At 41.2% G+C, this 18,489-nt stretch carries 18 protein-coding genes; 10 read left to right on the plus strand and 8 right to left on the minus strand.

The window, feature by feature from the left end; all coding sequences use genetic code 11:
* Positions 1-40: 40 nt before the first annotated feature.
* The gene (locus MHI35_RS03600) at positions 41-1,672 is read left to right on the plus strand and encodes a M14 family metallopeptidase (protein WP_211063720.1); all 1,632 of its coding nucleotides are present in this window, start codon (positions 41-43) and stop codon (positions 1,670-1,672) included.
* A gap of 66 nt (positions 1,673-1,738) precedes the next feature.
* Here the strand turns inward: MHI35_RS03600 and MHI35_RS03605 are convergent, their stop codons facing one another.
* Positions 1,739-2,224: a phenolic acid decarboxylase gene (locus MHI35_RS03605; RefSeq protein ID WP_025206914.1), complete on the minus strand. Its 486-nt coding sequence runs from the start codon at positions 2,222-2,224 to the stop codon at positions 1,739-1,741.
* A gap of 112 nt (positions 2,225-2,336) precedes the next feature.
* On the opposite strand from MHI35_RS03605, the gene MHI35_RS03610 reads away from it, so the two are divergent.
* Together MHI35_RS03610 and MHI35_RS03615 are read left to right on the plus strand one after the other, a co-directional pair.
* Positions 2,337-2,894, plus strand: a complete 558-nt coding sequence (locus tag MHI35_RS03610) for a PadR family transcriptional regulator (RefSeq protein WP_211063719.1) — start codon at positions 2,337-2,339, stop codon at positions 2,892-2,894.
* Between the two features lie 104 nt (positions 2,895-2,998).
* A complete protein-coding gene (locus MHI35_RS03615) occupies positions 2,999-4,105 on the plus strand; it encodes a nitric oxide synthase oxygenase (protein WP_335349196.1) in 1,107 nt (368 codons plus the stop codon).
* A 27-nt stretch (positions 4,106-4,132) separates the two neighbouring features.
* Here the strand turns inward: MHI35_RS03615 and MHI35_RS03620 are convergent, their stop codons facing one another.
* Positions 4,133-4,405, minus strand: a complete 273-nt coding sequence (locus tag MHI35_RS03620) for an acylphosphatase (RefSeq protein WP_335349198.1) — start codon at positions 4,403-4,405, stop codon at positions 4,133-4,135.
* Positions 4,406-4,528: 123 nt separating this feature from the next.
* Here MHI35_RS03620 and MHI35_RS03625 point away from each other — a divergent pair, with 123 nt between their 5' ends.
* On the plus strand, positions 4,529-5,179 hold the full coding sequence (locus tag MHI35_RS03625) for an MOSC domain-containing protein (RefSeq protein ID WP_144523600.1): 651 nt from the start codon (positions 4,529-4,531) through the stop codon (positions 5,177-5,179).
* Positions 5,180-5,220: 41 nt separating this feature from the next.
* On the opposite strand, the gene MHI35_RS03630 is transcribed toward MHI35_RS03625, so the two are convergent.
* The 3 genes from MHI35_RS03630 to map all read right to left on the minus strand — a co-directional run bounded on the left by MHI35_RS03630 (position 5,221) and on the right by map (position 6,527).
* Positions 5,221-5,358: a YflJ family protein gene (locus MHI35_RS03630; protein WP_003214303.1), complete on the minus strand. Its 138-nt coding sequence runs from the start codon at positions 5,356-5,358 to the stop codon at positions 5,221-5,223.
* A gap of 134 nt (positions 5,359-5,492) precedes the next feature.
* Positions 5,493-5,654: a hypothetical protein gene (locus tag MHI35_RS03635; protein ID WP_003214360.1), complete on the minus strand. Its 162-nt coding sequence runs from the start codon at positions 5,652-5,654 to the stop codon at positions 5,493-5,495.
* Between the two features lie 123 nt (positions 5,655-5,777).
* On the minus strand, positions 5,778-6,527 hold the full coding sequence (gene map, locus MHI35_RS03640) for a type I methionyl aminopeptidase (protein WP_008341769.1): 750 nt from the start codon (positions 6,525-6,527) through the stop codon (positions 5,778-5,780).
* Between the two features lie 187 nt (positions 6,528-6,714).
* Here map and nagE point away from each other — a divergent pair, with 187 nt between their 5' ends.
* A complete protein-coding gene (nagE, locus tag MHI35_RS03645; RefSeq protein WP_335349195.1) occupies positions 6,715-8,079 on the plus strand; it encodes an N-acetylglucosamine-specific PTS transporter subunit IIBC in 1,365 nt (454 codons plus the stop codon).
* A gap of 18 nt (positions 8,080-8,097) precedes the next feature.
* Here nagE and MHI35_RS03650 read toward each other — a convergent pair whose 3' ends face one another.
* Positions 8,098-8,856, minus strand: coding sequence for a DUF817 domain-containing protein (locus MHI35_RS03650; protein WP_335349194.1), 759 nt, complete (start codon positions 8,854-8,856; stop codon positions 8,098-8,100).
* A gap of 194 nt (positions 8,857-9,050) precedes the next feature.
* Here MHI35_RS03650 and MHI35_RS03655 point away from each other — a divergent pair, with 194 nt between their 5' ends.
* A complete protein-coding gene (locus MHI35_RS03655; RefSeq protein WP_211063717.1) occupies positions 9,051-9,557 on the plus strand; it encodes a DoxX family protein in 507 nt (168 codons plus the stop codon).
* A 41-nt stretch (positions 9,558-9,598) separates the two neighbouring features.
* Here MHI35_RS03655 and MHI35_RS03660 read toward each other — a convergent pair whose 3' ends face one another.
* Both MHI35_RS03660 and MHI35_RS03665 read right to left on the minus strand, forming a co-directional pair.
* Positions 9,599-10,186: a YjgB family protein gene (locus MHI35_RS03660; protein WP_144523604.1), complete on the minus strand. Its 588-nt coding sequence runs from the start codon at positions 10,184-10,186 to the stop codon at positions 9,599-9,601.
* Positions 10,187-10,286: 100 nt separating this feature from the next.
* A complete protein-coding gene (locus tag MHI35_RS03665; protein ID WP_335349193.1) occupies positions 10,287-12,266 on the minus strand; it encodes an LTA synthase family protein in 1,980 nt (659 codons plus the stop codon).
* A 579-nt stretch (positions 12,267-12,845) separates the two neighbouring features.
* Here MHI35_RS03665 and MHI35_RS03670 point away from each other — a divergent pair.
* From MHI35_RS03670 to treP, 4 genes are all read left to right on the plus strand, one after another.
* Entirely contained in the window at positions 12,846-14,504 is a 1,659-nt protein-coding gene (locus MHI35_RS03670; RefSeq protein WP_211063715.1) for a pyridoxal phosphate-dependent decarboxylase family protein, read from the plus strand.
* A gap of 31 nt (positions 14,505-14,535) precedes the next feature.
* The gene (locus tag MHI35_RS03675) at positions 14,536-16,260 is read left to right on the plus strand and encodes a methyl-accepting chemotaxis protein (RefSeq protein ID WP_335349192.1); all 1,725 of its coding nucleotides are present in this window, start codon (positions 14,536-14,538) and stop codon (positions 16,258-16,260) included.
* A gap of 236 nt (positions 16,261-16,496) precedes the next feature.
* A complete protein-coding gene (locus MHI35_RS03680; RefSeq protein ID WP_211063713.1) occupies positions 16,497-16,883 on the plus strand; it encodes a DnaJ family domain-containing protein in 387 nt (128 codons plus the stop codon).
* Positions 16,884-17,047: 164 nt separating this feature from the next.
* A complete protein-coding gene (gene treP / locus MHI35_RS03685) occupies positions 17,048-18,484 on the plus strand; it encodes a PTS system trehalose-specific EIIBC component (protein ID WP_003213824.1) in 1,437 nt (478 codons plus the stop codon).
* The last annotated feature ends 5 nt before the right edge of the window (positions 18,485-18,489 follow it).

An 18,489-nucleotide genomic window follows, 5' to 3' on the forward strand; every position in this document is an offset into this window, starting at 1 on the left:
TTTTTCTTTATAATGCAAATCAACGAAGGGAGAGGATAGCATGTCCAACCGAAAAGGCACGATTCTTTTTGCTGCAGTATGTCTCATAGCAGGAAGTTTGTCGATGGTGAGTCCAGCTTCAGCTCATGCAGATACCCCTTATTATGGAAAAAGTTATGAACAGCCAGCCTCAGTGAAGAAGCTCTATCCTGAGCCTGACGAGACGTTTGATACCCCCGCATTTCAGAAAAAAGGAGAAGCCTTCACCACGCAAGAAGAGCTTCAACAATTCTTACGTGACATTGTCCGCAAAAGTCCTTATGCTACGCAGAAACAGATTGGAACATCCATTGAAGGACGGTCCATTCCAGCCCTCTACTTTACAAAGGATCGTCATATTTCTCCACTTTCAAAAAAGCCAACGATCTGGCTTCAAGCACAAATACATGGAAATGAACCAGCCTCCGGTGAGTCGGCTCTCGTCATCGCAAAACGATTAGCAGGTGAACAAGGAGAGCGTATACTGAATCATGTCAATATCATCATTGTTCCGAGAATTAATCCTGACGGTTCTTATGCGTTTGACCGCAGGCTTGCAAACGGAATGGATGGGAACCGTGATCATATGTCATTAGAATCTCCAGAGCTGACAGCCTTGCATCAAGAATTTAATCGGTATGCACCAGAAGTAGTCATTGATGCCCATGAATACGATGTAGGACAAAAGCAGTTTGATGATATCGGCTCAGCGGGTGCCCTCAAATATCACGATTTATTGATCTTATCAGGGAAGAACTTGAATATTCCAGAAAGCATCCGGCTTACGTCAAATGAATTATACGTGAGCGGTGTCCGTGAAACGCTGACAAATCAAGGATTTTCAAATGATTTATATTATACAAGCACAAAAGGAAAAGATGGAAAGATCGATCTCTATGAAGGCGGAACGGATGCACGAATTGGTCGAAATGCTCTGGCACTCTCGCCAGCACTATCCTTTCTTGTAGAAAGCAGAGGAATTGGAATTGGAAGAGAGGACTTTACCCGCCGCGTCGCAGCGCAAGTCACCACTCATGAAAAAATCATTGAAACAACGGTGAAACATGCAAAGCAGGTGAAGCAGCAAATGGTGACGGAGCGTTTGAAGCTGGTGAAAAAAGGTCTCCAATCGAATGATGACGACCAAGTAGTCATTCAAGATGATTTCAAAGCGCCTGTGGATGATTCGCTTGAAATGGTAGATATTGAAAAAGGACAGACTATCAATGTCCCTGTACGTTTTCACAGTGCGAGCGATGCTGTTCCTGTCATGTCGAGAGAACGACCGACAGCTTATCTTGTTTTACCTGGACATGAAGGGGTAGAACGGAAGCTTCAAACCTTAGGGTTAAAAAGTGTCACATTGCCTGCCAGTGTTAAAGTACCGGTACAAGCCTATCAAGTAACAAAACGAGACGAAAAGAGCAAAACAGATATTCAGCTTGAAACAGAACTCACCCAAAAGAAACGTCAGCTACCAAAAGGGACAAAGGTATATGTCACGGCGCAGCCACAAACGAATTTGTTGTCACTTGCCCTTGAGCCAGAATCACAAGATAGCTATATGTCATCTGGATTGATTGCTTCAAAAGTAGGCGATGAACTGCCGGTGTACCGGTTCTTGCTATCTAAAAGGACGTTAGGCATTAAATAAAAAAGAGCTAAAATGATTTTAGCCCTTTGTCTACAATTTAGAAGCGGCACAGTGCGTGCTGCTTTTTTATTTTCGTCCGGCTCTTATTTCATCAGTCAAGCCTTCATATGGTGCTTCGGCGATAATGGTTTCGTCATTTACACCTGCATGATGAATATACGTAATGTCCGCAAATTCTGGAACAACATATTTTGGATATGTTTCGTACTTTTCACGAGATTCTTTCATAAGATCGATGTAGTCATTTTGATAGCAAACGGTGATATCTGGACGTTCATGCACCCATTTTGGAAAGAAGATAACGCCATGCATGCGTTTTTCTTCAGGCATAAAGTTCAGAGAGACGTCTGTCCCAGTTGGTTCTGTCCAAGAAACTTTGTAAACGCCTTTTGTCAGCTTTACAATGTTTACTTCTTGATCACGGACCCAGCGGCCCCCAACCATTCCGCTATGAATGCGATAATCAATGGTGTGATCGTTTTTAATGTAAATCTCATATTCCCAGCCATTTTCATACGTATAAATCATATGAAGTCCAACGAATTGATCCATGTTTATTCCTTCTTTCATTAGAATGATGTTGTTTCAAACATGTCGTGATTTACATGTTTATTTTAAAGTCTATGGTATACTATTGTCAAAGAATAAGCGTTGGAGGCACATCATGAGAGTTTTGAAATATGCCATTCTTGGCTTACTAGATCAATGTGAGCTGACTGGATACGATATCACCAAACATTTTAAGGATTCCCTTGGACAGTTTTGGAGTGCGAAACATAGCCAAATTTACCCTGAACTGAAACGGCTCACAGAAGAAGGGTTTATTGAATTTGATGTTCGTATACAAGGGAAGAAGCTGGAGAAAAAGGTCTATCAAATCACAGAGGCAGGACAAGCAGCATTGCATCAATGGTTAAGGACAAAAGACCCGATCCCAGAAACAACGAAGGATGAATTCATGCTCAAAACATTTTTCATCTCCTCTATGGACAAAAAGGAAGCGGCTGACCTGTTTACACATCAACTGCTAGAGCGCACGAAGAAAGTAGACATGCTAAAGCAGAAGCTGCACGCGTTAACAGAGGAAGATCCGGGTGCTGAATCGCTTCAATCAGCGCAATTTGGGCATTATTTAGTGCTGACAAGGGCAATTGAAAGAGAAAAAGGCTATGTCCGCTGGCTTGAGCAAACCCTTAAACGGATTGATTCATCTGCGCTCTAAGGACAATGGTCGGATGATATGATAAAAAATGGTTTGAAACTAGTGAATTTATAAATAGAAACCGCTACAATGGATATATTCGTATTAAAGTGAGGCGAGTATGTTTGAGTAATCAAGAAGCGTTGTGGAATGAAGCAGAAGCTTTTATTTCTGTATGCTATGAAGAATTGGGCAAGTCAAATGAAGAGAAAGCAGCACGACTGCATGAAATAAAACAAGAAATTGACTCTAAAGGGACGTATACTCATACACAAGAGGAATTGGCGCACGGAGCGAAAATGGCATGGCGCAACAGCAACCGCTGCATTGGTCGTTTGTTTTGGTCAACCCTGCATGTTCACGACTGTCGTCATGTGAAGACAGAAGAAGAGGTGAAAGAGGCACTTTTTCATCATATTGAGTATGCGACAAATGATGGGAAAATCAAACCATCCATTACGATTTTTCCTCCAGAAAATGATTCGCAAAAGGAAGTCATCATTTATAATCATCAGCTCGTTCGTTATGCAGGCTATGAGACGGAGTATGGTATCATCGGCGACGAGGCCTCTCTTGAACTAACTAAGCTGTGTGAAGCCCATGGCTGGAAAGGGGAAGGCACGCATTTTGATATCCTGCCTCTCATGTTTCAGTTAAAGGATCAACCGCCAGTTCTGTATGAGCTTCCGAAAGAAATCGTCCAAGAAGTCAAGATCACCCATCCGGAATATGAAGGATTTCGTGATTTAGGACTGAAATGGTACGCCGTTCCGATTATTGCTGATATGAAATTGGAGATTGGCGGTATTCATTACAATGCAGCGCCGTTCAATGGCTGGTATATGGGCACAGAAATTGGCGCACGTAACCTAGCCGATGAAAATCGCTACAATATGCTGAAAAAAGTCGCTTCGATTTTAGGACTGGACACGACAAAGAATGCGTCGCTTTGGAAGGACAAAGCCATTGTTGAGTTGAATGTGGCGGTTCTTCATTCTTATCGAGAAGCAGGGGTGACCATTGTTGATCACCATACAGCAGCACATCAATTCAAACAGTTCGAAAAGCAGGAAGAAAAGGCAGAGCGTAAGCTCACTGGGGACTGGACTTGGCTGATTCCACCGGTATCACCAGCTGCGACCCACATCTTCCACAAGCATTATGACAATTCCATTGTGAAGCCGAATTATTTTTATCAAGAAAAGCCCTATCATAGAACAGAAAAAGCCTAGCGAAAGCTAGGTTTTTTTGATGAAAGCTCATCCCTTGATGCGAAAATCCTGATAATGAGCGAACACAGGGAGCTGCTCCATCTGCATATCTGTGACCTTTGAAAAAGGGCTTCCTTTCCGGACTGTCTTTAAGAAATCAACCACTTCCTGCTGCTCCCCCTCGACCTTTAACTCGACATGTCCTTCATCTGTGTTGCGTACCCAGCCTTTCATCCCGCGTTTGACGGCTTCTCCTTGTACAAAATAGCGAAAACCGACTCCCTGCACCCGTCCTGTGACAATGGCATGATAATGAATCAATGTCATCTCTCCTTTTTTCTCATCGTACCATAGCATGTAACTGACCTTCACGCACCCGACTATGATTTCATTGTCGAACAATGTAAAATAATAGCCATGAGACAATCAAAGGAGATGGTCATCGTGGGACAGAAGAAATATGACATAGTAGGAATCCAAGTAGGACAACCCATCACGACCTATGCAAACGGAAAAGAAATCAAAACAGCCATCAACAAAAAGCGAATACATGAGCCTGTCTATTTGAGTAAGGTCAATTTTGATGGAGATGGTCAAGGTGATTTGGTACATCATGGAGGATATGATAAAGCCGTCTGCGTTTTTCCATACGATCACTATGCCTATTTCGAGCAATTTTTAGGGGTTACGTTACAGGAAGCTGCCTTCGGTGAGAATGTGACCGTGCACCAACTAGTTGAAACAGAAGTGCGGATTGGCGATGTATTTCAGCTTGGAGAAGCACTTGTTGAAGTGAGTCAGCCAAGACAGCCGTGTGTGAAACTATCTTTTAAGCATGGCAACACGAAGCTTGTAAAGGAAGTGCAGCAAACGGGGTATACCGGCTTTTATTTACGGGTGCTGAAAGAAGGCTTAGTGCCTGCTGATGCTTCTCTTGTATTAGTAGAAAAAGCATCTCATCACATTACAGTCCATGAAGTGAACGAGGTCAAATATCGTCAAACAAGTCCAGAGAGGTTGAAAGCCGTTCTTGAAGTAGATGCCTTAGCAGATGTCGTGAGGAAATCTTTAGAAAAACGAGTTCAGCCCATTTAAAAAAAGCCGTACATCAGCATAAGATGTACGGCTTTCAGCGTTTATGAGCTAGGTTTCTTTTGCTCAAGAAGATTTGCAAGGAAATATGTTTTTAAGCTTTGAAGCTTTCTTCCTTCATGCTTGGTCACACCAAGCTTCTTTAATTCTTCGACATACCAGCCTTTGCTACCATAATGCATGATAGAAAACTCCTTTCAATTGAAACTGCCTGCATTGTAACATCTCAAAAAAGGACGTGAAAAGTGTGCAGGTATGAATAAATGAAAACTGATTCTATCTTCCTATGATCCATGTATATGCTGGAAATAATCATTTATGAATTTGGCGGGTTGAGGGTAACGATGATCATGCCGACCGTCATAATCATGATGACAATACCAAGGTAAGTCATCATGGATTGTTTTTTCTTAATACCTACAACCGTTAAGATAATACTTTCAATCAAAAAGATAACGCCGATGATGATGAACCACATATCAAATAAGACCCCTTTCGCATATCTTTGCCTATTTTACCACAGGCATTTTTGTTTAGTCGTGACAGATTCGTGAAAGGGAAACGAAAAAATCCCCTTCAAAGAAGAAAGGGATCAGCAGGCTTACAGCTTCGTTAATATAATTGGTTCGTCTTTTGTAATCACAATGGTATGTTCAATCTGTGCGACTAGGCTTTTATCTGGTGTTTTAAATGTCCAGCCGTCATCAGCCTGATAAATCGATTCAGCATTTGTTGAAATAAAAGGTTCAAATGCGATCACGGTGCCATTCTTAAACAAAGCATTATCGAATGGGTCATAATAGTTCAAAATATGGTTAGGTGCTTCATGGAGACTTTTCCCAATACCATGTCCTGTCAGGTTTTTAATGACAGTAAATCCTTGTTCTTTTGCTGTATTGTAAACCGCACGGCCAATTTGGTTTTGTCTTTTTCCAGCTTTTGCATGCTTTAATCCTTCGAGGAATGCATCCTCTGCACACTGGCATAATGCTTCAAGACGAGCATCACCTGTACCTAATACGAAGGAAATACCGGTATCGGAATAATAGCCGTCCAGCTCTGCTGAGATATCAATATTGATGAGGTCGCCCTCTTGTAAAATGGTTTTTTCACTTGGAATACCGTGAGCAACTTCATCGTTCACGCTGATACAAGTCGTTCCTGGGAAGTCATATTCCTTTTCAGGTGCTGAGTTCGCCCCATGTTCTTCTAATATTTTTTTCCCAATCAAATCTAGTTCTTTTGTGGACATGCCTGGTTTCGCTTGGCTTTTCATTTCTTCTCTTGCCAAAGCGACAATTCGGCCGACTTTTTTTAAGGCTTCTAACTCATGATCATGTTTGACAATCACTGTTCATTCCCGCTTTCTATAACTTCATTCTATTCAATAGCTTACCACATTTTACGCCAAAAGAGTAAAGAGCGGAATTCAAATGAATGTGGACAAATTGGTATAGATAACTAGATGTGTATATGATATATTTTTTATGAACATCATGGACGTTTGGTCATGATGATGACAAAGGGGGAGAAAGCAAATGGTGTTTCAGTTTCTTCAAAAGCTAGGCAAATCATTTATGCTTCCAATCGCTGTGCTTCCAGCAGCAGGAATTATTTTGGCTATTGGGCGGGAGGATGTATTTAATATCCCGTTTATTCATGCGGCGGGAAATTCCATTTTTGAAAACTTGGCTTTGATTTTTGCTATGGGTATAGCGATCGGTATTGCAAAGGATGGCAACGGGGCAGCGGCATTATCAGGAGCGATTGCTTATTTTATTTTATCAGCTGGTACAACATCGATTAATTCAACGAACAATATGGGGATATTTGGCGGTATTTTATGCGGCCTACTGGCAGGTTATGTGTACAATCGATTCAAGGATAAAAAACTACCCGAATACTTAGGCTTCTTTAGCGGAAGACGGCTTGTGCCTATTATGACTGCACTTTTCACCATTTTATTAGCAGCTATTTTCGGATTTGTATGGCCTCCGATTCAAAGTGGGATCAATGGATTAGGGGAATGGATTTTAAGTCTTGGTGCAACGGGTGCAGGGTTATTTGGTTTCTTTAACCGCTTGCTCATTCCATTAGGACTTCATCATGTGTTGAACAATTTATTTTGGTTTCAATTCGGGGAATTCAGCGGAGCAACAGGGGATTTAGCACGATTCTTTAAAGGAGATCCGAGTGCAGGTGTCTTTATGACTGGGTTTTTCCCAGTGATGATGTTCGGTCTGCCAGCGGCATGTTTAGCCATGGTTGTGACAGCAAAGCCTGAAAAGCGAAAAGCAACCGCTGGTTTGATGATTGGGATGGCGCTGACATCATTTATTACAGGAATCACTGAACCTATTGAATTCTCATTTATGTTTTTATCTCCACTCTTATATGGTGTCCATGCTGTGCTGACAGGTCTTTCGCTCTTTATAGTGAATATTATTGGGATTCATAGCGGCTTCACCTTTTCAGCAGGAGCGATTGATTACATTTTAAGCTTTGGTATCGCACAAAAACCACTCATGCTACTTGGAGTTGGCGTGCTTTATGGCATTCTGTACTTTGTTGTTTTCTATTTCCTGATTAAACTGTTGAAGCTCAAAACACCAGGAAGAGAAGATGATGAAATTGAAGATATTGCAGCCGATGATACGAAGACAGAAGGTGCAAGTATGCTTCTAGAGGGACTTGGCGGCAAAAACAATATCACGACGATTGATCATTGTGCCACCCGCCTGCGTTTAACAGTAGAAGATACACATTTATTAAATGAAGGCACATTGAAAAAAGCAGGTGCCAAAGGGGTACTGACTTCAGGAAAAAACTCCGTACAAATCATCATTGGAACGAATGTAGAATTTGTCGCAGATGATCTTCGCAAGGAAGTCGATCGAGATTAAAAAAAGCGTACAGCCGGGTCAAATCGGCTGTACACTTTTTTGTTTGCGTTGTTCGATGACGAGCACAATACTGATCACAACAAGTAAAAACCAAGAACTAATTTTCCCAAGATGGACGAGAGACCAAGCGTGCTGTTGATTTGGATATTGCCATGCTCCTAAAAAGGTGGTGACATTTTCGGCAATCCAAATAAAAAAACCAATCAGCAAGAATGAAACGACAAGCGGCATTCGAAAAGTAGAAGAACCAACCTGAAACGAGACGGACGTTTTTCGAAATACGACAACAAGCAGTAACGTCAGCCACCATCTCAGATCATAGAACCAGTGATGCGTAAAAAAATTGAGATAAATACTCAAACTGATCCCGATCGAAAGAAATGAATGAGGCCATGAACGGACCTGTACGTGAAGCCGAGACAGTGCTTGATAAATATAGCTTGCTACACTTGCATACATAAATCCGCTATAGAGTGGAACTTCAAAAACCTTTGTATAAGCCTCTTCAGGATAGGACCAAGAACCCATATGAACTTTATACAATTCTAAGCCAATACCTATGAGGTGAAATAGACAGATCACCTTCAATTCATTCAATGTCTCCAGTCGAAGCGTCAGCATGAGCATCTGGGCAAGAAGGCAAAGCAGTAGAATGAAGTCATACCGGTGTAGAAACGGAATCGTCACCATCTTTGATAGGGCAAGCGCCGCAAAGATCATGACGGGGAATAGACATGATACCGCCTGTAAGTAAGCAAAATGGAATAATGTTTTCATACAAAGTGAACCCTCTTTTCATTGTCTGAAATGACTAAGACGGATTTAGCAAGGGAAAAGTTACCTCAACTAGATATTCATGAACAATTTGTGAATACATATGTGAAAAAGATCACAAATTAGTTTTAACGTAGTATAATAAGATCATAAAGAAAATGTGAAAAAATTCACATAAATTAAAGGGAGGCATCATCATGTTTACAAAATTCTTACAAACGAATGTATGGGCAGCGGTTATCCTTTTGGCAGCAAGACTTTATATCGGGTGGACTTGGCTCACATCTGGTATAGGAAAACTAACAGGCGGATTCGATGCATCAGGATATTTACAATTTGCGATAGCTGAACCTGTTGTCAAAGATGGAAACCTTGTGTATCCGTTCTATGTATGGTTTTTAGAAAATGTCGCTTTGCCGAATGCTGGACTATTCAGTGCCATGGTCATGTGGGGAGAAATTTTAGTAGGTCTAGGATTAATTGTTGGATTATTCACAACAACCGCAGCGTTTTTCGGAAGCATGATGAATGTCTCTTTCTTACTAGCTGGTACTGTCTCTGTTAACCCGCTTCTTCTTCTCATTGCCATCATCATCATGGCTGCGAAAGGAAATGCAGGAAAATTTGGACTTGATTATGTCGCAGGTCCAGTCTTGAAACGAACAATGAAAAGAAAGCCGCATTTAGAAGTGGCTTCATCATAAAGAAAAAGCATCCTCAGCTTCTGCTCAGGATGCTTTTTTATTTAGGAATCAGCTGTCACCAAGTTAATATGCAAGACGGTGAGCTTCTGCTGACTGATATCTGGATCATGACCGACGATAAATTCCAGCTTATAATCTCCAGTACGATACACGTATTTTTTTTCTTTTGTCTGTGGGATGGTACTGACCGAATCCGCTTGTCCAAGTTGTTTCTTTAATAGGGAAGGGGTCATTCCGCCGATATTCGTTTCTTTTTCTACATTTGTGCCGAAATAACGGATTTCATCAATTTTGCCTTTTGCATCATAATGAAAAGCAAATCCCGGATTCCCCATTTCAGCATGATACAAATCAAAGCTGCTTTGAGCTGTTTCTGGATATGGATTTCCTAGTTTATGATGGACATCCTTCTTTGTTTGAACACCAATTTTAAGGCCTTTTGCATAATACGGCATTTGTCCTTTATGTGCCAGCTCATAAATGGTGTTTAAAGCGGTTGTCGGACCTTGAGGAACGGATTGCTCGACTGCTGTTTTGCTCATGGCGTGTGCTGAGACTACAGGGCTGAATCCAATGAAGGCGGACGTAGCGAGTGAAGCAGTCATGACAAAAGCGGTTGTTTTCTTCATGATAAAATCCCTCCTTCTTCTTTCTATACCCGGTGAAATGGGGGTCAAACGTGAAAAAAACCAGCTGATCAGAGATCGGCTGGTTCTTAAAATGAGAAAGTTATTTTGATGAAGAGCTTGATTCATCTTTGGCGGAAGAGGAATCTTCTTCATCCTGTACTTTCTTTGTATAGTCATATTGATTGCGGTCAATCGGTGTAAAGCCTTTAGGCTTGTAGAAACGGAGTAAATCTTCGGTGACAATCTTATCAGATGTCTCAAGCATCTTTTTCACCGTTTCATTTTCTTGTGATGCCTTATCAGTCGGCTCAATTTTCTCGCCTGTTTTGTTGCTGTAATAGTTATTGCCTACTTTTGTGTAATCCTTAGAGACGAAGTCACCATTTCTAAATGGCACTAGCTCTTTGAAATTTTTCGATAAGATATCTGAACCAGACATTAAATAGTTCTTCGTATCATCGCCAAGCAGGTGTAGAAGGGTTGGTGCGACATCGACTTCACCAGAGTATTTATGAATCTGTCCGCCTTTTACGCCTGGTACATGGATAAAGAGCGGTACACGCATAAGCTGCGCATTTTCATAATCTCCAATTTTTTGTCCTGTCACTTTTTCCATCGCTTCATTGTGGTTTTCAGAAATGCCGTAATGGTCACCGTACATAATGACGACTGTATTGTCATAGAGACCAGACTTTTTCAGGTCGTTGAAGAACTGTTCAATGGCTTCATCTAAATAATGAGCGGATTGGAAATAGTTATTGACGACAGAATCTCCGAAGTCACCAGGTTCGAAATCGGTATCCCCTTCATCCATTCCAAATGGGAAATGGTTCGATAACGTAATGAATTTCGAATAAAACGGCTGCTTTAAGTTTTCAAGCATTGGCATAGATTCTTTGAAGAATGGTTTGTCTTTCAACCCATAGTTCTTCGTATCTTGCTCATTCATATCGTAGTACTCAGAATCGTAAAATCTGTCATATCCAAACGACTTAAACATTTCATTACGGTTCCAGAAGGTTTTTGTATTGCCGTGGAATTCTGCTGACGTGTACTGATCCTTCTTCAGGATGCCAGGAATGGCTTGATACGTGTTTTGCGCTTTGTTAATAAAAACAGAGCCTTGTGATAATGGGAATAGTCCAGTATCCATCATAAATTCAGCATCAGACGTTTTTCCTTGCCCTGTTTGATGGAAGAAGTTATCAAAGTAAAACGTTTTGTTGTCGTGTGCCAATGAATTAAGGAAAGGCGTCACTTCTTTTCCGTTTACTTTGTAATCAATGACAAAGTTTTGCAGAGATTCAAGAGAAATTGTAATCACGTTCATGCCTTTCGCTTTCCCGTAATAAGCAGGGTTAGGATCAGCACTGTTCGCTTTTAAATAGTTCTCTACATCTGTCACGTCATTTGAATTTGCCAGAGCACGCTGGCTGTTTGATTTCACATTTTGAATGGCATCAAACACTGTAAAGTTATAAGCACCTAAATATTTCACTAAATAATTGCGGTCAAACGACCTTGATAAAAGCTCTGGACGATCAATCTCTGCAGCGACTAAATTCATCACAAAGATGACAACAGAAGACACAAGGACGAGTCTAAACGATTTTGACTTTTGAACAGGTACAGTAGTTGTACTTGTTTGCTGCTTTTTCATGCGGACTGCGAGTACGATCAAAATGATGGTATCCATAAAGTAAAACATATCAGTCCAACGCATGAGTGAAAATGCACTATCACCTAATTGTCCGCCATTCGTTCCTGCCTGCATCACGGTAGGCAGCGTGATAAAGTCATTGAAGAATCGATAGTACACGATGTTTGCGTATAGTAAAAAAGACATGAAAAAATGAATCACAATGATAGCGGCAGGCTGCCATTTTTTCTTGAACAATAAAGCAAAGCCAAGAAAGAACAAGCTGGAGCTAATAGGATTCACGAAAAGCAAAATATGCTGAAGCACATTTGATATACCAAGTTTAAATTCAATTAAATACGCCGAATACGTTTTGAGCCACAGTAAGATGGCTGCAATAACAAAGAAGCCGAGGCCTCGTTTTTGAATAAATGTTTTCATAAAAACACTCCTTTTCTCCGATACACGGAAGAGGCGGAACGAAAGAAAACGAACCATTAGAATATACCATGAAATGAGCAAATAGAAAAGTGATAACCGGCGAAGTATGTCTAGCAGCTCGTCCCCGCAATAAAAGGGTAGAAAACGAAAATATTCGCCCTTCGAAAAACTTTTTATGAAATTCATCCTATTATTAACAGAAAATTCAGCAATTTTCCAGTTGCTATATCAATAAAACAGGTAAAAAGGCACGAGTCTAAAGAATTAATTTGGTTTCTACAATGATGATTTAGAGAGTATTTCCAGTGTTTCTTAATGTTTATGCAGGTTAAGTAAAAAAAATGAGAAGAAGAACGGAAAAGGGATATGGATGAAATTCCCTGTGTTGAGATATATCAATATATTTTTTTGTTTCATTAACATAATGGTTTTGATGTGTTTTGTAAGGGTTTTATTTATTTTGATGAATGAACAAATTATCTAAATATACTTAAGTGAACATTTCGAGACTATAAACTTTTGAATTGGGGTCGATATAGACTTTGACAGGAAATCTTCCATTGAAAGGATTGATAGTATATGACTGTACGAGCAAACAACCTCGTTCAGAACTGGTTTCCGAGTGAGGACGGAAATGCAGCAGAGCGTAAAGAATTCATCAAATTGATGGAGCAGATTGTTTCAGGGGTCGATCACCTGAAAGATCCGAACCGTGCACACCTAAAGGGTGAAAAGAATCGTGAGGAGGATTTTTACCAAAAGCTCACTGAAACAAGTCAAATTCCGGTGAACGGCCAACAAGCGGAACTTGTGAATGAAGAATTACTGAAGCTTTTACATAACCATCCTTACCACACAAAGTATTTCTTCACGAACATTTTGCCGATGGCAAGTACACCAGGAATTTTAGGCATGCTAACGGCGATGCTGGTAAACGGAAACAACCTATGGGATGTGTATGGACCAGCAGGAGCGGAAGCTGAGGTCAGAGTGGTCTCAATGATGTCTAAGCTCATCGGATATGATCCAAATGTGAGCGGGGGATATACAACATGGGGAGGTCAAGGAGCTATTTTCTCAGGACTGCGTTTAGCGATTGCAAAAGTTGCGCCAGAGTCACTGCGAAAAGGAGTTCCGCAAAACCTTTATGCGTTTTGTTCTGATGCGGCACATTACAGCTTATTTAAGTCAATGGAAGCAACAGGACTTGGCACAGACAACTTGATCAGAATTAAAACGAATAAAGATCATTCGATGGATATGGAAGATTTGCGTTGTCAAATGGAACGTGTTGCACAGGGTGGCGGGATTCCCGTTTATATTGTCGCAACAACCGGAACAACAGATGCCATTGCAATTGATGATGTAAAAGGGGTACGTGAAACAGCAGAAGCCATTGCTGAGGAGTATGGTCTAAAGGTGCCGCATATTCATGCGGATTCAGCGCTCGGCGGATTCTTTGCTTTCTTCAATGAGTATGATTTAGCTGAAAACCCGCTGCAATTCTCAGACGGTGTTCTTCGTATGCTAAAAGAAATCAAAGCAAAATTCCAGCATCTTTCTCTTGCTGACTCAATGTGCTTTGACTTTCAAAAGCTCGGCCAAACACCTTACACATCTAGTTTATTCTTAGTGAAAAACGCGGCAGACTTAAAGCGTTTAGATCTGGAAGAACAAGAGACACCATACGTTGGTCATAGAGGCTACGGTGAATACCACACGGGTTATACACTCGAATGCTCAAGAATGGGAAGCTCGATCAGTATGCTGAGTGTGCTGTTAACGTTTGGGGTCGAAGGCTATCAGCGCTTGCTCGGTCAATTCCTAGAAGTGAACCTTGCCTTCAGAGCAGCACTCAGTCAAGAAATTCCGCAAGCAGAAGTCGTGAATGATGACAACGTCGGAATGGCTACATTATTTAGAATTTACCTAGACGGCTCACCGCGCTTTCAAGAAGAAATTTCAGGCGAAGCGACGGCGATGGAAATTGAGCGGAACAATGAATTGAACAAAATGCTGTTTGAAAAGCTTGGAGAAAAAAGAGACGAAATGTTCTTTGGTGATACAACGAAGTTTTTACTTGTAAATGCTAAAGAAGGACAAGAATTCTATCTAAGTGTTAGTAAGTTTTTTGTCATCTCACCTTATACGTTACCAGAGCATATCCCACATATCGTATCTTATTTAAAAGATGTGATCGCATCTGTTTGTGGACAATTTGAACATGTACATGCTTAAATCAAATCTGAGAGTGGAGATGTAGGAAAAAATGGCGAAACAAAGGAAATTTGGAGGATACACGATATCCTCTAAAATCATGTCAGTCGTTGTCGTAACATTACTCGCAACCGTTGCACTATTCGTTCTAACATTCTATCTAGTCAGCCAGGATTTATCATCCCAGTTATTAAAGCAATTTGATTATCGATTAACAACAGATATTGATACAGCGAAGAAAGAGATCGATAATGTGGATGGAAACGTCCTTGGTGTTAGCGGGAAAGATGATCCCCTTTATGTGGAGATCAAAAAGAAATTCACAGAGCTACAAGAAGATCATACGCTTGAGAACTTATATGTGCTTTCTAATAAAGGCGGCAAAGAAAGAATTATTATCTTAACCGGAGAAGAAAATGATTTTGATCAAGATTATGTCTTTTCAGATGAGATGAAACAAGCGCTCTCTGAAGATAAAATGGTCAAAAGTGATATTTATAAAGACTCATTTGGGACACATAAATCAGTCTTTTTGCCAATCAAGGATTCAGGCGGTGAGCTGACAGGGATTTTAGGCATTGATTTAGATGCGTCTGTCGTGCCTCAAACAACGCAGAAGTTGATGATCTATATCACAGTGGCATCTGCCGTTGTGCTCATCGGTGGATTACTCTTCTCATACTTCATGGGAAGAAGGATTGCGAAACCAGCACGTTCCTTGATGGAATCAGCAAACCGAATTGCTGACGGTGATTTAACTGGTGTAGTAGAGGTTGAAAGTAAAGACGAGATTGGTCAGCTTGCCGCATCCTTCCAAAAGATGCAAGGGCGGATCAAAGAGCTTATTTCGAAAATCTCACACTCATCTAGTGAAGTGTCGAAAATGTCTTCACAGCTTCGTACGGTGACGACCGAATCAAGTCAAAGTGCGCAGCAAGTATCAGAAGCTATGACGAATATGAGTGAAGGAATCAATGATTCTGTCGCAAATATTACGGATTGTACGACATCCGTTGCGGAGATTGATACTCAAATCGAAGGCGTCACAAAAGAAGTCGATGAAATGAAATCTGTTTCATCTGACGTACAAGAGCAATCAGAATCTGGTCAAAAATTAGTGAACCATGTGCTTGATCATCTGAATATGCTACATGACAAAATGACCAACTCCAAGCAGGCAGCAGAAGAATTACAATCTCATTCAACGGAGATTGAAAGTGTCATCTCGATTATTACAGACATTTCAGCCCAAACGAATCTGCTTGCACTGAATGCTTCAATTGAAGCGGCACGTGTTGGAGAAGAAGGAAAAGGGTTTGCTGTTGTGGCAGATGAGGTACGTAAGTTAGCTGAGCAATCAGCGGATGCGGCTAAAACCGTTTCAGATCTTGTCATCGGCACACAGGAAAACAGTCAGCGCGTTCTTGAAAGCGTAGAGGAAAGCAGTAAAGCAGTGGAAGAAGGACGTGAGCAAATGGAAGGCACGTCACAAAACTTTGCTTTGATTTACGACGGTGTATCACAGTTTTCAAGAAGAACGAACAATTTGCTTGCTTCTATTAAGCAAGTTGAGCGAGCATATCAAACGATTTCTACATCGATTGAGCAAATTTCTGTTGTATCGGAAGAACATGCAGCTAGCTCTCAAGAAGTAGCGGCAGCAACAGAACAGCAAAGTGCTGGCATGCAGCAAATTTCAAGTGCGATTGAACAGCTCTCTGATATGTCAGAGGACTTAGCACATATGGTATCTACTTTCAAAATCGACAATAAATAACGAGAAAGGGCTAAAATGATCTGATTTTAGCCCTTTGTCTTCTTTTCAGCGTGACATGAAAACCTTTGCAGCCCTAGGAAGGACGAGCACCGGAGCGAATTTGACATTCGTGAGCACCGAAGCGCAGACCTGACAACGAATGCGAGGGTTTGTCTACACGCTGAAGCTGACTCTTGTGAGAGAGTCAGCTTTTTTGCTATGCTTAATCAAATTGTTGCAGACGAAAGCAGAACGTCATGGATTTTGCGCAGAGATTATCAGAAGAACGGATCAAAAAAGCGATGGATAACGGGGCTTTTGATGGATTATCTGGCTTTGGCAAACCTCTGCCTAAAGATGACGCTGCTCATGTACCTGAAGAACTAAGAATGGGCTACCGGATGATGAAAAATGCTGGATTTGCCGGGGAAGAAACAGCACTGAAAAAAGAACTCATGACCGTCAAAGAACTGCTTCACTCCAGTATAGACGGAGAGGAAAGAAAAAAGCTTTCTCTCATATGTGAAGAAAAACAAAAACGATTGGACGAACTCACATCTAAGCGCCAAACTTTTGCTCGTCCAGCCTCCTCCTTTTATAAAAACAGGGTCTACAAAAAATTAACGGAGCATAAAAAAAGATGATGACACGCTGCCTCACCTGAGCACATTGAGGGGGCTTTTTTTATGAAAGCGCTACATTTTGTTGTTGACTACATGTATATACAAATATAAAATAAGAATCAAACATGTATATACAAGTTTTTTGGTTCTTTTTTCTTATAAAAAACGATCTCGGAGGGGATAGCATGGCTGATTACCAGGCAGCAGCAGATCAGATTGTGAAAGCCATCGGCGGCAAAGAAAATATAGATCAAGCGACACATTGTGTGACAAGGCTGCGCTTTGTGCTGAAGGATGAAGGAAAGGTTGATGAGAAAGCACTTGAACAAATAGAAGAAGTGAAGGGATCTTTCTCAGCAAATGGTCAATACCAAGTGGTGATCGGCCAAGGGGTCGTCAATCGGGTATATGCCGAAATGGTGAAACAGACAGGGATTGGTGAAGCCACAAAAGAGGACGTGAAGCGTGCTTCTGATCAAAAATTAAATCCATTGCAGCGTGCTGTGAAAACGCTTGCGGATATTTTTATTCCGATTCTTCCTGCCATTGTTACTGCCGGTTTATTAATGGGGATTAATAATATTTTAACAGCTCCTGATATTTTCTTTGATCAAAAATCGATTGTTGATGTGTATCCGGCATGGGCTGATTTAGCGAATATGATCAACTTGATTGCAGGCACTGCCTTCACATTCCTGCCTGCATTAATCGGCTGGTCAGCCGTGAAGCGGTTTGGGGGAAATCCGCTCTTAGGGATGGTCCTTGGGCTGATGCTCGTACACCCAGACTTATTAAATGCGTGGGGCTATGGAGCGGCAGAAAAGTCCGGTGAGATCCCAGTCTGGAACTTGTTTGGACTTGAAGTGCAAAAGGTAGGGTATCAAGGACAGGTTCTTCCAATACTCGTCGCCTCGTATTTACTAGCGAAGCTCGAATTGTTTATCACAAAACGGACACCTGAAAGCATTCAACTGTTAGTGGTTGCTCCGATTACGTTATTAGTCATTGGCTTTTTATCCTTTATTGTCATTGGACCTATCACATTTGCAATCGGCAACGTGTTAACATCTGGACTTGTTGCTGTATTCCAGCAGTTCGCAGCACTTGGCGGTCTATTATACGGCGGTTTGTATGCAGCGTTAGTCATTACTGGAATGCATCATACGTTCCTCGCTGTTGATATTCAATTGATTAATTCAAAACTGCATGGCACGTTTTTATGGCCAATGCTCGCACTGTCTAATATTGCACAAGGATCAGCCGCACTTGCGATGATGTTTGTTTTGAAAGATGAAAAGCAAAAGGGTCTCTCGCTCACATCAAGTATTTCTGCTTACTTAGGAATTACAGAGCCAGCGATGTTTGGCGTCAACTTGCGCTACCGATTCCCATTTATTTTCGCACTCATTAGCTCTGGTTTAGCCGGTATGTTTATTGCCTCTCAAGGGGTGCTAGCAAGCTCAGTTGGTGTTGGAGGCATTCCGGGAATCTTCTCTATTATCCCAAAATATTGGGGCGCATTTGCGATAGGGATGGTCATTGTCCTCATCGTCCCATTCATCGGAACCCTTTTGTATGCAAAGCTGAAAAAGAAGAAAGATGTATCACAAGAACTTAACTAGTGGTG

Origin of the sequence: Bacillus sp. FSL K6-3459, from assembly GCF_038003305.1 — a bacterium.
Lineage (GTDB): Bacteria > Bacillota > Bacilli > Bacillales > Bacillaceae > Bacillus > Bacillus pumilus_O.